General features: G+C 60.3%; 14 protein-coding genes. 7 read left to right on the plus strand and 7 right to left on the minus strand.

Annotated features, from left to right (window positions below; genetic code table 11):
• Positions 1-99 precede the first annotated feature (99 nt).
• Entirely contained in the window at positions 100-897 is a 798-nt protein-coding gene (locus BVH74_RS09875) for a lysophospholipid acyltransferase family protein (protein WP_080049909.1), read from the plus strand.
• Between the two features lie 15 nt (positions 898-912).
• Here the strand turns inward: BVH74_RS09875 and BVH74_RS09880 are convergent, their stop codons facing one another.
• Positions 913-1,851, minus strand: a complete 939-nt coding sequence (locus tag BVH74_RS09880) for an endonuclease (protein ID WP_080049910.1) — start codon at positions 1,849-1,851, stop codon at positions 913-915.
• A 250-nt stretch (positions 1,852-2,101) separates the two neighbouring features.
• Between BVH74_RS09880 and BVH74_RS09885 the strand changes: the two genes are divergently transcribed.
• Positions 2,102-3,325, plus strand: a complete 1,224-nt coding sequence (locus BVH74_RS09885; protein ID WP_080049911.1) for a 3-hydroxyacyl-CoA dehydrogenase — start codon at positions 2,102-2,104, stop codon at positions 3,323-3,325.
• A gap of 37 nt (positions 3,326-3,362) precedes the next feature.
• Here the strand turns inward: BVH74_RS09885 and BVH74_RS09890 are convergent, their stop codons facing one another.
• From BVH74_RS09890 to purM, 3 genes are read right to left on the minus strand one after another with little or no spacing between them, the layout of a single operon-like run.
• On the minus strand, positions 3,363-4,103 hold the full coding sequence (locus BVH74_RS09890) for a DUF3108 domain-containing protein (RefSeq protein WP_080049912.1): 741 nt from the start codon (positions 4,101-4,103) through the stop codon (positions 3,363-3,365).
• Positions 4,096-4,773 carry a phosphoribosylglycinamide formyltransferase gene (gene purN / locus BVH74_RS09895; protein ID WP_080049913.1) on the minus strand — a complete coding sequence of 226 codons (678 nt, stop codon included), beginning with the start codon at positions 4,771-4,773 and terminating at the stop codon, positions 4,096-4,098. The genes BVH74_RS09890 and purN overlap by 8 nt, the downstream gene beginning before the upstream one ends.
• 3 nt (positions 4,774-4,776) lie before the next feature.
• On the minus strand, positions 4,777-5,838 hold the full coding sequence (purM, locus tag BVH74_RS09900; protein WP_080049914.1) for a phosphoribosylformylglycinamidine cyclo-ligase: 1,062 nt from the start codon (positions 5,836-5,838) through the stop codon (positions 4,777-4,779).
• Positions 5,839-6,099: 261 nt separating this feature from the next.
• Between purM and BVH74_RS09905 the strand changes: the two genes are divergently transcribed.
• The 3 genes from BVH74_RS09905 to hda are packed head-to-tail and all read left to right on the plus strand — an operon-like array spanning position 6,100 to position 9,080.
• A complete protein-coding gene (locus BVH74_RS09905; protein WP_165443771.1) occupies positions 6,100-7,236 on the plus strand; it encodes a DUF2066 domain-containing protein in 1,137 nt (378 codons plus the stop codon).
• A 21-nt stretch (positions 7,237-7,257) separates the two neighbouring features.
• Entirely contained in the window at positions 7,258-8,370 is a 1,113-nt protein-coding gene (locus BVH74_RS09910) for an AI-2E family transporter (RefSeq protein WP_080049916.1), read from the plus strand.
• Positions 8,370-9,080 (plus strand): DnaA regulatory inactivator Hda, encoded by a 711-nt coding sequence (hda, locus tag BVH74_RS09915; protein WP_080049917.1) that lies wholly within the window; start codon positions 8,370-8,372, stop codon positions 9,078-9,080. Before BVH74_RS09910 ends, hda begins: the two co-directional genes overlap by 1 nt.
• Here hda and BVH74_RS09920 read toward each other — a convergent pair.
• The 3 genes from BVH74_RS09920 to arsC are packed head-to-tail and all read right to left on the minus strand — an operon-like array spanning position 9,067 to position 10,443.
• Complete coding sequence (locus tag BVH74_RS09920) at positions 9,067-9,483, minus strand: DUF2069 domain-containing protein (RefSeq protein ID WP_080049918.1); 417 nt, start codon at positions 9,481-9,483, stop codon at positions 9,067-9,069. The genes hda and BVH74_RS09920 overlap by 14 nt on opposite strands.
• Positions 9,470-10,093 carry an NAD(P)H:quinone oxidoreductase gene (gene wrbA / locus BVH74_RS09925; RefSeq protein ID WP_080049919.1) on the minus strand — a complete coding sequence of 208 codons (624 nt, stop codon included), beginning with the start codon at positions 10,091-10,093 and terminating at the stop codon, positions 9,470-9,472. Before wrbA ends, BVH74_RS09920 begins: the two co-directional genes overlap by 14 nt.
• A complete protein-coding gene (arsC, locus tag BVH74_RS09930; RefSeq protein ID WP_080049920.1) occupies positions 10,090-10,443 on the minus strand; it encodes an arsenate reductase (glutaredoxin) in 354 nt (117 codons plus the stop codon). Before arsC ends, wrbA begins: the two co-directional genes overlap by 4 nt.
• 90 nt (positions 10,444-10,533) lie before the next feature.
• Here arsC and BVH74_RS09935 point away from each other — a divergent pair, with 90 nt between their 5' ends.
• Together BVH74_RS09935 and BVH74_RS09940 are read left to right on the plus strand one after the other, a co-directional pair.
• Positions 10,534-11,784: a YihY family inner membrane protein gene (locus BVH74_RS09935; RefSeq protein WP_080049921.1), complete on the plus strand. Its 1,251-nt coding sequence runs from the start codon at positions 10,534-10,536 to the stop codon at positions 11,782-11,784.
• Entirely contained in the window at positions 11,784-12,227 is a 444-nt protein-coding gene (locus tag BVH74_RS09940) for a TlpA family protein disulfide reductase (protein WP_080049922.1), read from the plus strand. The genes BVH74_RS09935 and BVH74_RS09940 overlap by 1 nt, the downstream gene beginning before the upstream one ends.
• Positions 12,228-12,270 lie beyond the last annotated feature (43 nt).

Here is a 12,270-nt window from a genome sequence, read left to right on the forward strand (position 1 = left end):
GGTGGTGTTACATGACAGCAGCATAGGCTTTTATGACCGGATTATGGCAATCTTTGTATTTCAAGAAGCGTCAGTCATAGTCTCCGGGAACATCTGTCCATGCTTAATCTTCAACCCGTCAGTGAATCCGCCACCTTGTTGCGACGTATCGGAGTAGTCTTGGGTTCGGTACTGGTCACTGCGGGTTATTGCGTCGATGTGTTGGCTCGGGCGGCGGTAGGGCGGTTGGACCGCGCCCGGGTTGATCGCTACACCCGCAGTTGGGCCGGCTGGATGTTGCGTCTGGTACGCATGCGTTTGAGCGTGGTCGGGCAAAGTCCTGACTTCAATGATGGCCGTCGTTATCTGGTGCTGTGCAGTCATGCCAGTCACTATGACATTCCTGCCAGCTTTGCCGCATTGCCCGGTTCGATCCGGATGCTGGCCAAATCCGAGTTGTACCGTATTCCTCTGTTGGGGGCGACCATGCGGGCGGCAGAGTTTCCGTCGATCAACCGCCACCGTCATGACCGGGCTCTGGCCGATCTGGCCAAGGCCCGGGCTATGATGGAGTCGGGGATTGTGCTCTGGGCTGCACCGGAGGGCACTCGCTCGCGTAGCGGCGAGTTGCTGCCGTTCAAGAAGGGCTGCTTCCATCTGGCTCTGGATACCGAGGCGGTTATCATCCCGGTGGCGATCCGGGGGATTCACCAGGTGTTGCCGGCCAAGACCTGGCGCTTCAACCTGGGGTTGCCAGTATCGGTGCATATTGGCGAGCCGATCGACACGACCAACTACAGTCGTGCCGACATCGAACAACTGATGGCGCAGACCCGTCAGCGGATCGAGGCGCTGCTGGGGCCACAGGTCGAGCCCGTTGGGCAGCGCCAGGCTCAGCCGCAGCCTGCCCAGCTCTGACTGCGGCAACAGATCCTAACGGCAGTTCCCGGCGCGTCGGTAGCCTTGAGCCAGAGCTTCGGCTTCGCTGGCAAAATGCACCTGGTTCTGCGGGCTGACCTGCTGATAACCCGGACAGCCCTGGGGCAAATGGTAGACCTGACTGCGGCGGTTGCCGATCACGGGGCCATTGTTGGCCAATGAGCTGTTCTGGGAAACGGCTTGGTGGGCCTGTAGCCCTTCGGCCAGGTTGCGGTGACCTTTGAGCCATTGGCGTTGGCCGTCGACGAAGGGGTTGGCATGCCCCATCAGCCGACTAATCCGCTGGTTGCGCTCCAGCTCCCAGCTGCTGGGGGTGTGGCGATTATCCCAGGCCATCAATAGCCTCTCCTGCTGGTCTGATAGGCGCAGGTTGTAGCGGTCGTGCATATAGAAATAGGTCCGGGCGATCATGCCCTTGACCTCGTCTCGCGGTTCGGCTGCGCGTTGGCTGAACTCAACCTTGAACGGGCAGGCTCCATGCCGGTACGGCGTATCGGGGAGCATGGCAAACCGATAGTTGCTACGATCGGCATTGACCTCGCCAATAGCCGGAGTCAGGTTGTGCAGGTCTGCTTCCATAATGTTGAACAGCGGGTCGTTGCGGCTGCAATTGCTGCGTCCGCCCTGCTGCCAGCACTGGCGCTGCTGACCGAACAGTGAGGCCGGGACTATGTGTTCCCACTCGATCCGCTGGGCGCGCTGGTCCTGGGCGCGAACCTGATAGCCGCAACTATCCAGGTCGACCCGGCCGCCGGAGCGTCCGGTCCACTGCCAACGACAACCGCAGTAGAAAGTGCCTTGAGTGGTGCGATCATGGTAGACCTGCTGGCGGGCCATGACCTTGGCCGCTTCGAAGGAGTTGGGTGCGGCCTGGATGCTGGTGACGGCAAACGCCAGGCAGGCGGCCAGGGTAATACTGCATGATCTGAACATTGAACGACTTGATGCAATGTGGATTCATTACCCTCGCGTGTCTACCCGAGGTGTTACGGACGCGGAGTGTACCTGAGTGACGGAGGCTTGTAGAGCAGTGCTTGTCGGCCTTAATTCATCATGTGAATGCGGCCCATCAGCGCCAATCGTTTCAAAACGTCGCGACTTTTGCGTAATGTATCGGTCCTCACGAACGGACCGGCCAGTCATGCCGGGTCCCGCTTTTTTCACTGGCAGGAGGTAGACTGCGATGGCTTCTTTCGAAAGCATCAGGAAAGTTGGCGTAATCGGCGCTGGTACCATGGGTCGCGGTATCGTCATGAACTTCATCAACGTGGGTTATCCAGTGGTCTGGCTGGATGTGAATGCTGAGATGCTGGAGAAGGGCGTTGAGGAAATTCGCAATGTCTACAAGCGTTCGGTTGCACAACAGCGTTTCGATGAGGCCGAGGCTGAAGCTCGCGTAGCGCGCTTGAGCACTACCCAGAACTACGCCGATCTGGCGGACATGGATCTGGTAATCGAGGCTGTGTACGAGAACATGGACCTCAAGAAGAAGATCTTTGCTGAGCTGGATGCGGCAGTAAAACCTGAAGCCATTCTGGCTTCAAATACCTCTTACCTTGATATCGACGAGATCGCATCGGCCACCAAGCGCCCTGCTCAGGTCCTGGGTCTGCACTTCTTTAGCCCGGCGCATATCATGAAGCTGCTGGAAGTGGTGCGCGGCAAGGCGACCGATCCGAGTGTGCTGGAGGCCTGTCTGGCAGTGGGCCAGAAGATCAAGAAAGAAGCGGTGCTGGCCGGCAACTGCCATGGCTTCATCGGCAACCGGATGCTGGAGAAGTATTCGCGCCAGTCCCGCGAAGTGGTCCTTGAGGGCGCTACGCCCTGGCAGGTTGACCAGGCTCTGCAGGGCTTCGGCATGGCCATGGGGCCGTACCGTATGTATGACGTGGTGGGTGTTGATCTGGGCTGGCGTTCGCGGCAGCTGGCAGGTATCGGCCGTGGTGAGCCGATTGTCTGGCTGGACAACAAACTCTGCGAAATGGGCCGTTTCGGCCAGAAGAGTGGCCACGGTTTCTATCAGTACGAGCCGGGCAGCCGCCAGGCAATCCATGACCCTGAAACCGATCTGATGGCCCGTGAAGTGGCCGAGGAAGCCGGTTATACCCCGCGTGAAGTGGGCGATGAGGAAATTGTGCGCCGCTGTATTCTGGCTCTGGTCAACGAAGGTGCGCGTATTCTTGATGAGGGGTTTGCCGAGAGCGCCGAGGATATCGATCGGGTCTACCTGTTCGGTTACGGCTTCCCGGCTGAGCGTGGCGGCCCGATGGCCTATGCCGATAGCCTGGGGCTGGATGTGGTGCTCAAGGAAATTCGTGAGCTGGAAGCTGCCCAGGGTGAGTTCTGGAAGCCGGCTGCCGGGTTGGTCAAGCTGGCTGAACAGGGCGGAAAGTTCCGCAAGGCCTGAGATATTTCGCGGCCAGTGGCCGCGAACCGGTCATGGATCAATTGGCGCTGCCAACCACTGGCTCGCCATTGATCCGGGCTTCTTCCAGCATGATCTGGTAATGCTGTCCATCGGTTTCAGTCTGGCTCAGGCGCACCAGCAGATACTGGTAGTCTTTGGCGAACCACAGGGTGGTCTGACGCTTGGCGTCAGGTTCACGTACCCGCTCGACCTCGACCGTGTTGAACCGACCGGCCTGGGTTGAAACCTGTTTCTCTCCGACTACCCGGAAATGGTAGTCATCAATATCGTCACCCTCAACCACCCGGTAGTGCATCTCCTGCTTGCCGGCCATCAGGTCGCGTTGCAGCGCCAGTTGGTAGGTGGTTTTGTCCAGCAGACCAGGCTCGGCCTGCAGGGTAAAATCCTTGTCCTTGTGTCGGCCCCGGATCTGCCCCTGGCTCCAGTCGAACTCCTGGGTGGTGACCCGGCTGCGCCCCAGGCCGCGCCGTTCGTAGCGATAGCTCAAGGGGAGCAGTTGGTCGCCTTCCAGGCGCAGGGTACTTTGTTCGGTCAGGCGAGCAACGAACATCCCGGCATTGAAGGTCAGGGTCCAACTGCCGTCGGCGTTGGCGCTGAGGCTGTGGCTGGCCTCGCCATTGACCGGGATCTTCTTCATGTCGGCCGCATAGCTGGCACTGAACGGCAGCAGCGGTTGGGCCAGAGCCAGGCTGCTGGTGAGCAGCAAGGCCAGACCCAGCGAGCTTTTTAGTAAGTTGCGACAGTGAGCATCATGCATTGTCGGATTCCCTTTGACTGAATTCGAAGTCTTCTAGTCTGAGTCCGGCGGCGGCAATCGGTTCCCCATCCAGGCAGGCGCGACCGTCGATCAGGCGCAGTCGGCCTTCGATGAACCAGCGCATGGCCAATGGGTAGAGACGGTGTTCGAGCCGGTGTACTCGCTCGGCCAGGGATTCGGGCGTATCGCCCGTCTCGACCGGAATGCGGCCCTGAACCACCAAAGGGCCGCCGTCGAGTTCTTCGGTGACGAAGTGAATGGTGGCGCCATGCTCATCATCACCGGCCTCCAGCGCGCGCTGGTGGGTATGCAGCCCCTTGTACTTGGGCAGCAGTGACGGGTGGATGTTGAGCAGCCGACCGGCGTAGTGATTGACAAAATCAGGCGTCAGAATCCGCATGAAGCCGGCCAGCAGTATCAGATCCGGGTTCAGTGCATCAATCTGCCGGATCAAGGCCTGGTCGAAACTGTCACGATCCGGGTAGTCCCGATGGCTCAGGCTGAGTGCGGCGATACCGGCCGTGCGTGCGCGTTCCAGGCCGTAGGCCTCGGCCCGGTTGGACACCACGCCGACGATGGCTCCGTCGGCGGGGTTGGTGCGCAGGTCGTCGATCAGCGCCTGCAGGTTGCTGCCTGATCCGGAGATCAGGACGACGATACGACAGCCCACGGATCAGTGGCCGTTACGCAGAACCACGGGCTCACCGCCGTCGGCGGCCTCGATGTGACCAATCAGCCAGGGCTGTTCGCCAGCCTGCTCCAGAACCTTGAGGGCAGTGCTGAGCTGGTCTTGGCCGACGCAGATGACCATGCCGACCCCACAGTTGAGCACGCGGTGCATTTCGGTTTCGTCGACGTTGCCTTGCTGCTGCAGCCAGTTGAATACCTCTGGACGCTGCCAGCTGGCCAGATCGATGACTGCACGGGCATCGGCAGGCAGAACGCGGGGAATATTCTCCAGCAGGCCGCCACCAGTGATATGGGCCATGGCCTTGACCGCGCCGGTTTCACGAATCAACTGGAGCAGAGCCTTGACGTAGATGCGGGTCGGGGCCAGCAGCAGATCGCGCAGAGGCTGACCGTCCAGCTCAACCTGGGCGATGTCGGTGCCGGATACTTCGATGATCTTGCGAATCAGCGAGTAACCGTTGGAGTGTGGGCCGGATGAGGGCAGGGCGATCAGTGCATCGCCAGTCTGCACCCTGCTGCCGTCGATGATCTCGGCCTTTTCCACCACACCGACGCAGAAGCCGGCCAGGTCGTAGTCCTCACCCTCGTACATGCCGGGCATTTCAGCCGTTTCGCCACCGACCAGCGCGCAGCCAGCCAGCTCGCAGCCTGCACCGATACCAGTGACCACCTGGGCGGCGATGTCGACATTGAGCTTGCCAGTGGCATAGTAATCGAGGAAGAACAGCGGCTCGGCACCACAGACCACCAGGTCGTTGACACACATGGCCACCAGATCGATGCCGATGCTATCGTGCTTGCCCAGGTCCATTGCCAGGCGCAGTTTGGTGCCCACGCCGTCGGTGCCGGAAACCAGTACCGGATGCTTGTAACCGGCAGGAATCTCGCACAGCGCACCAAAGCCGCCCAGGCCGCCCATGACTTCCGGGCGGGCGGTGCGTTTGGCGACGTGCTTGATGCGGTCAACCAGAGCGTTACCGGCGTCGATGTCGACTCCGGCGTCCTTGTAGCTGATGGAGGGCTTGGAGGGCGATTGGTTGCTCATGGGGAGTTCTCTGTACTCGAAAGGAATGCGGTGGACCGCCGGCTACTATAAATAGCGCGATAGTGTACCAATTCGCAGCCCGCAGAACCATTCCAGCATGCCGAGGGCGTTTCGATAATGCGGCTTTGGTTGCCGCAGCTCCGGCGCTTGTTTAATGTATGCCATTTGGCGCGGCCTTTTGGTCGCGTACGCGTGCGCCCTTGAGCCGGCCTGAGCCGCGCTGGCGTCTGACGAACAGCTTTCTCCCGGAATGGAATGCCCATGCCTGTAATGCGTACCGCCCTGATGATCCTTGCTTTACTGGTGCCGGTTGGTGTGTCGGCAGCTGTGCTGGACGACCTGTACAAGGTTGAAGTCTCCGGGGAGGAGGGGCAGTCCCGTGAGGACCAGATTCGACTGGCGGCGGCCATCGTACTGGAACGGTTGGCTGGCCCTGATCTGAACCTGTCCAGAGCTCCCTTTGCCGAAGCGCTGGCAGAGCCCAGAAACCTCGTTCGCCGGACTGCTGCCGGTGCTGATGGGGTGGTTGATATCGAATTTGAGCCCTCTGCTCTGCGTGAACTGCTTACCCGAGCCGCTCTGCCAATGCTGGGTCGCAACCGGCCTGGTGTGTTGCTTTGGGGGGTCGAAGCCGGCGTGTTGGGTGATGAATTGCTGGTGCAGGGGGCGCCCTGGGCCGAGTTGCTGAATCAGGCCGCCCGTCAGCGCGCAGTGGCGCTGGATTTGCCGTTGGCCGATTTGCAGGATCGCAGCCAAGTGACCGAGAGTATGATTCGTGAGGCCAGTCAGGAGAGTCTGCTGCAGGCCAGCGAGCGCTACCCCAGTGAGGCAGTGTTGGCGCTGGCTATTGCCCAGCAGGGTGAAACCTGGCAGTTGAACTGGACCCTGTGGCTGAACGAGCAGCGCGACAGTGGCCGGGTGAGTGATGCCGATCAGGCCCAGGCCGCCGACAGCCTGATGCGGGCGCTGGCAGCGGCGGTGTTCAAGCAATACGCGGTATCAGCTACCCCGGATGGTGAACTGCAGGGCTGGACTCTGGTGGTCAACGGGATCAATGGTGTCAACGATTACGCCAGTCTGCAGCGGACTTTGCAGCAGTTGGGTGCCCAGGCGGCGCCGCGCCTGCTGTCTGTGCAGGGCGATCGGGCCGTGTTGGCGTTTGATTTCTCCGGCACTGAGGCTCAACTGGTTCGGCTGCTTGCCCTTGACCAGCGTTTGTTGCGGGTTTCGGCGCCCATACCTGAGCCGACCCCGCAACTGGTCCCGCAGCCGACATCGCTGGATGAGCTTGAGCCCGTCGTCGAAACAGCCGCTGATGAGGTTGGGGAGACTGTTGTTGAAACTACGACTCCGTCAGCGCGCAATGACCTGCGAACACTCTACTATCGCTGGCAATAAACGCTGTCAAAGGATCATGACATGAACATCGATTACCGCTGGTACTGGGCGGCAGGGCTGCTGGGGCTGGTACTGCTGGTCTACCTGTTGCAGCCAATTCTGTCGCCCTTTCTGATCGGTATGCTACTGGCCTATCTGGGTGATCCTCTGGTGGACCGGCTGGAGCGCAAAGGGATATCGCGGGTCTGGGGTGTTAGCTTGGTCTTTGCTCTGGCAACCTTCCTGCTTATTCTGATGCTGCTGATTCTGGTGCCCCTGCTGGGCAGTCAGATCGTCACCCTGAAGGATCAGGTGCCGGCGATGATCGACTGGTTCAATAATACGGCACTGCCCTGGGTGCAAAGCACGCTGAGAATCTCGTTGAGCGATTTTCAGCTTGCTGATGTACGCGAGACCCTCAAGGACAATCTCGGCCAGACCGGTGGCTTGCTGAGTGCGATTCTGGCCCAGGCTACGCGCTCGACCATGGCACTGCTGACCTGGGTGGCCAATCTGGTGATGATTCCTGTGGTCGGTTTTTATCTGCTGCGTGACTGGGACCAGATTATCGTCCGCTGCCGCGAGCTGCTGCCACGTCATCGTGAGCCTCTGGTGGTGAAACTGGTGGGTGAGTGTGACGAGGTGCTGGGCGCCTTTATACGTGGTCAGTTATTGGTGATGCTGGCGCTGGGCGTGATTTATTCGCTGGGGTTGTGGCTGGTTGGTCTGGAGCTGGCGCTGCTGATTGGAATGCTTGCAGGGTTGGCCAGTATCGTGCCGTACCTGGGGTTCTTCGTTGGCATCAGTGCGGCTCTGATTGCGGCTATTTTCCAGTTCGGGGACTTGTTCCACCTGGTTGCGGTGGTTGCGGTGTTCGGCATCGGACAGATCATTGAAAGTACTCTGTTGACCCCCTTGCTGGTTGGCGACCGGATCGGGTTGCATCCGGTTGCGGTGATTTTTGCGATTCTGGCTGGCGGTCAGTTGTTTGGTTTTGTCGGCATCCTGCTGGCTCTGCCGGTGGCTGCAGTGGTGATGGTCCTGCTGCGCCATGTGTATCAACAGTATAAAGCCTCGGCCGCCTATGATCGGACCCTGCTTGAGTCCGCTCAGGCGGAGACCGATGAGGCGGCGAGTGAGGCGCGGGAGGAGTGATGGTGGGGCAACCGGTACAGCTGCCACTGGGGATCAAGCTGCGCGATGAGGCGACCTTTGCCAGTTACTATGCCGGTCCTAATGCGGGGGTGGTGGCGGCTTTGCAGATGCTGGCCGACCCGCAGCAGGAACTGGCCGAGCCTTGTGTCTATCTCTGGGGCGCTGAGGGTAGCGGGCGCTCACATCTCTTGCAGGCAGCTTGCCATCGCTCAGCCGAAGCCGGAGCCCTGGCCATGTATCTGCCGTTGGCAGATTTGCTTGAGCACGGTCCGAGCTTGCTGGAGGGGATGGAGCAGGTTGAGCTGCTGTGTCTGGACCAGCTTGACAGCCTGGCTGGTCGAGCGGATTGGGAAGAGGCGCTGTTTCATCTCTACAACCGTTTGCGGGAAGCTGGCGGGCGCCTGCTGCTGGCGGCCGACGCGGCGCCCAGGGCCGTATCTTTTGGCTTGCCGGATCTGGTCTCGCGGCTAGGTTGGGGGCTGGTCTATCAGTTGCAGAGCCTGGATGATCAGGACAAGCAGCAGATGCTCAAGCTGCGTGCCGAGCAGCGCGGGCTACAGCTTTCAGATGAGGTCGCGCGCTATATTCTCAGCCGCGGCGCTCGTGGCATGAGTGAGCTGTTCGACGCCTTGGAATTGCTGGACCAGGCTTCCCTGCAGGCCCAGCATCGGTTGACCATTCCCTTTGTCAAACGGGTCATGGGCTGGTAACGGCAGCCTCGACCCGGCGGGCCTGAAAGGCCCAGCGTACATAGCCCAGCGCAGCCAGGAAATACACCACGCTGAAACTGATCAGCAGGCTGCCGTAGAATTCTCTTCCCGGCTGGAAGCAGATCAGCACTCCCTGAATGAAATACAGGTTGATGGCGAAGCACAGCCAGGCATGAACCCGTGGGTTGCCGCTGAGGATGCCCGGCAGAAAGATCAGCAGTGGCACCAACAATACTGCCAGGATCACCAGTGGGTTGGCGCCGTTAAGGTTGTCGAACAGCAAGGTGTGCACCAGCAGGCTGGTGATCAGACCGAAATAGCTGACTGCGGCTACGAAGCGGCACAGGCGCATCCGGGGCCGCAGGTACTCAAGACTTGGTAGGGGTTTTTCAGCGCGCGGCATGGTCGGCTCCGGCGATCAGTTGACGGGCGGTGCTGGCGACCCGTTTGCCCAAGGCCCGGCACAGGCTGCTTTCATGCTCATCCAGTGGTCGCGAGCCATCGGTTCCGGCATGGTGGCTGGCGCCGTAGGGCGTACCGCCACCCCGGGTGGCGGTCAGAGCGGGCTCACTATAGGGCAAGCCGACCAGCAGCATGCCATGGTGCAACAGCGGCAGTTGCATTGACAGCAGGGTGCTTTCCTGGCCGCCGTGCAGGCTGGCGGTTGAGGTGAACACTGCAGCAGGGCGACCGCTCAGGGTGCCGGATAGCCACAGGCTGCTGGTGCCATCGATGAAGTATTTGAGCGGGGCAGCCATGTTGCCGAAGCGGGTAGGGCTGCCGAGAATCAGTCCGGCGCAGTGGCGCAGATCGTCCTCGCTGCAGTAAGGTGCGCCCTGTTCGGGAACCGCAGGGCTGCTGGCCTGGGTGTCTGGCGATACGCTGGGGACGGTCCGCAGTCGGGCTTCCAGGCCGGCCTGCTCGACGCCGTCGGCTATCAGTCGGGCCATTTCCGCGGTAGCGCCATGGCGGCTGTAGTACAGGACCAGGATGTAGTTGCCGGATACGCTCATGCAAACAGTTCCAGTAGCTTCTCCGGAGGCCGGGCAACCAACGCCTTGCCGTCACGGATGATGATCGGTCGTTCGATCAGTTTCGGGTAATCGACCATGGCCTGAACCAGATCGGCTTCGCTCAGTTCGGAGTTGTCGAGCTTGAGTTCCTTGTAGACATCCTCGCCCTTGCGCATCAGGTCTCGGGCGCTCATGCCCAGCAGTTGCAGCAGTTCGCTGAGGCTTGCAGCGTCCGGCGGGGTTTCCAGATAGAGGATGACGTCGATGTCTACGCCCTGTTGTTCCAGCAGGCTCAGAGCCTGGCGCGACTTGGAGCAGCGCGGGTTGTGATAGATCTGTACTGTGGACATGGTGGTCTCCGTACTCGGTGGCGGTCGGCTGGCTAATGCCGAATATGGGGGGTATTCTAAGCGTTAATGCACGGGCTGTCAGGGAGCGTTATGCCGCGTCAATTCAATCTGTTACTGCATTTTGGCCGCTATCTGGTCCGGCGTTTCGGTGAAGATAACTGCGCCAAGAATGCCGCTGCACTGACCTACACCACGCTGTTTGCCGTCGTACCGGTGATGACCGTGACCTATGCGATGTTGGCGGCTATTCCTGCCTTCAATCAGGTCAGCGGTGAAATCGAAGAGTTCATTTTTCGCAATTTCGTGCCCTCTACCGGTGAAACTTTGCGCGAGTATCTGGGGGAGTTTTCCCAGCAGGCCCGGCAGCTGACCGGGATCGGGGTAGCACTGCTGATCGTTACGGCCTTTCTCATGCTGGTCAATATCGAAAAGGCCTTCAATGCCATCTGGCGCATTCGTCAGCCGCGCCGGGGAGTTTCCAGCTTTCTGTTGTACTGGGCGGTCCTGAGCCTGGGGCCCCTGCTGTTGGGGGCAGGGTTCGTGGTCAGTACCTACCTGACGTCTTTGTCGTTTCTGCGTGGTGAGGCGCCGCTGGCGTTGGCCTGGGGCTGGCTGCTGGGCTGGATTCCGCTGTTGCTGAGTGTGGCGGCCTTCACGCTGATTTATGTTGCGGTGCCCAATACCCGGGTGCCGCTGCGCCATGGCCTGATCGGTGGGGCATTGGTGGCGGTACTGTTCGAGGCGGCCAAGGCCAGCTTTGCCCTGTATGTGGCGATGTTTCCAGGCTATCAGTTGATTTACGGTGCCTTTGCCGCCTTTCCGCTGTTTCTGCTGTGGATCTATGTGAGCTGGCTGATCATATTGTTTGGCGCTGAGCTGGTATGCAATCTGGGCAATAGCTCGGCTTGGCAACGCCCGGCGTATCCGCGTCTGGTTAATCTGTTGGGCATGCTGCAGGTATTTATTCAGGCTCAGCGCAACGGGCAGGTAGTTGATCTGGGCAAGGTCAATGCCGCCGGTTGGGTAGTGCATGAAGAGCTGTGGCTGCAATTGACCGACTGGCTGGAAAGCGAGCAAATCATCACTAAGGCCCAGCAGGGTGGCTATGTGTTGTGTCGTGATATGGCCGATATGGACATGGCAGATCTGCTGAGTCGTTTACCCGATGCGTTGCCTAGCGTGGCGCATTTGCCTGAACGGCTGGAGGGCGATAACGGCTGGTATCTGGAGTTGCGTCAGGCCTTGCTGGCGCTGGAGGAGCAGCGGGCGGTCATTTTGCGAGGCAGTGTCAAACACTGGTTGGGCCAGCCTTTGGCACTACCGGCCCGGGAGGATGCGTGATGCGGGGATTGCTACTGATCGTGGTGCTGGCGCTGACGGGGTGTGGTGCCGAGTCTTGGCTCGATCACCGGGGGAATGTCGTTAGTCGGGCCGATATGAATGGGCGTTGGCTGGTGGTCAACTACTGGGCTGAATGGTGTGCGCCTTGCCTGGAAGAGTTGCCGGAGTTGAACGCGCTGGCTGAAGCTTACCCGCGGGTGATGGTGCTGGGGATTCATTTCGACCGGGCCGAGGGTGAAGCTCTGCGCGAGTTGAGTGAGCGCATGGGGATCGAGTTTCCGGTAATGGGGCATGATTTTGCCGAGGCTTACGGCCTGCCGTTGCCGCAGGTGCTGCCGACCACCTACATTCTCAATGGCCGTGGCCAGATCGTTCACAGCCTGCAGGGGCCGCAGGATGAAGCCGGTCTGCTGGCGTTGTTGTCTGAGCCTGCCGGGTCTTAGTAGAAGCCGCCTTGCGGACGCGAAGCGAGAATGCTGGCGTCGA

This window comes from Halopseudomonas phragmitis (genome assembly GCF_002056295.1).
Classification (GTDB): domain Bacteria; phylum Pseudomonadota; class Gammaproteobacteria; order Pseudomonadales; family Pseudomonadaceae; genus Halopseudomonas; species Halopseudomonas phragmitis.

Excerpts from the sequence above, each read along its gene's own strand:
- BVH74_RS09875 (WP_080049909.1), top strand. The coding sequence starts at position 100 with ATGCTTAATCTTCAACCCGTCAGTGAATCCGCCACCTTGTTGCGACGT.
- BVH74_RS09880 (WP_080049910.1), bottom strand. The coding sequence starts at position 1,851 with ATGTTCAGATCATGCAGTATTACCCTGGCCGCCTGCCTGGCGTTTGCC.
- BVH74_RS09885 (WP_080049911.1), top strand. The coding sequence starts at position 2,102 with ATGGCTTCTTTCGAAAGCATCAGGAAAGTTGGCGTAATCGGCGCTGGT.
- BVH74_RS09890 (WP_080049912.1), bottom strand. The coding sequence starts at position 4,103 with ATGCATGATGCTCACTGTCGCAACTTACTAAAAAGCTCGCTGGGTCTG.
- purM (WP_080049914.1), bottom strand. The coding sequence starts at position 5,838 with ATGAGCAACCAATCGCCCTCCAAGCCCTCCATCAGCTACAAGGACGCC.
- BVH74_RS09905 (WP_165443771.1), top strand. The coding sequence starts at position 6,100 with ATGCCTGTAATGCGTACCGCCCTGATGATCCTTGCTTTACTGGTGCCG.
- BVH74_RS09910 (WP_080049916.1), top strand. The coding sequence starts at position 7,258 with ATGAACATCGATTACCGCTGGTACTGGGCGGCAGGGCTGCTGGGGCTG.
- hda (WP_080049917.1), top strand. The coding sequence starts at position 8,370 with ATGGTGGGGCAACCGGTACAGCTGCCACTGGGGATCAAGCTGCGCGAT.
- BVH74_RS09920 (WP_080049918.1), bottom strand. The coding sequence starts at position 9,483 with ATGCCGCGCGCTGAAAAACCCCTACCAAGTCTTGAGTACCTGCGGCCC.
- wrbA (WP_080049919.1), bottom strand. The coding sequence starts at position 10,093 with ATGAGCGTATCCGGCAACTACATCCTGGTCCTGTACTACAGCCGCCAT.
- arsC (WP_080049920.1), bottom strand. The coding sequence starts at position 10,443 with ATGTCCACAGTACAGATCTATCACAACCCGCGCTGCTCCAAGTCGCGC.
- BVH74_RS09935 (WP_080049921.1), top strand. The coding sequence starts at position 10,534 with ATGCCGCGTCAATTCAATCTGTTACTGCATTTTGGCCGCTATCTGGTC.
- BVH74_RS09940 (WP_080049922.1), top strand. The coding sequence starts at position 11,784 with ATGCGGGGATTGCTACTGATCGTGGTGCTGGCGCTGACGGGGTGTGGT.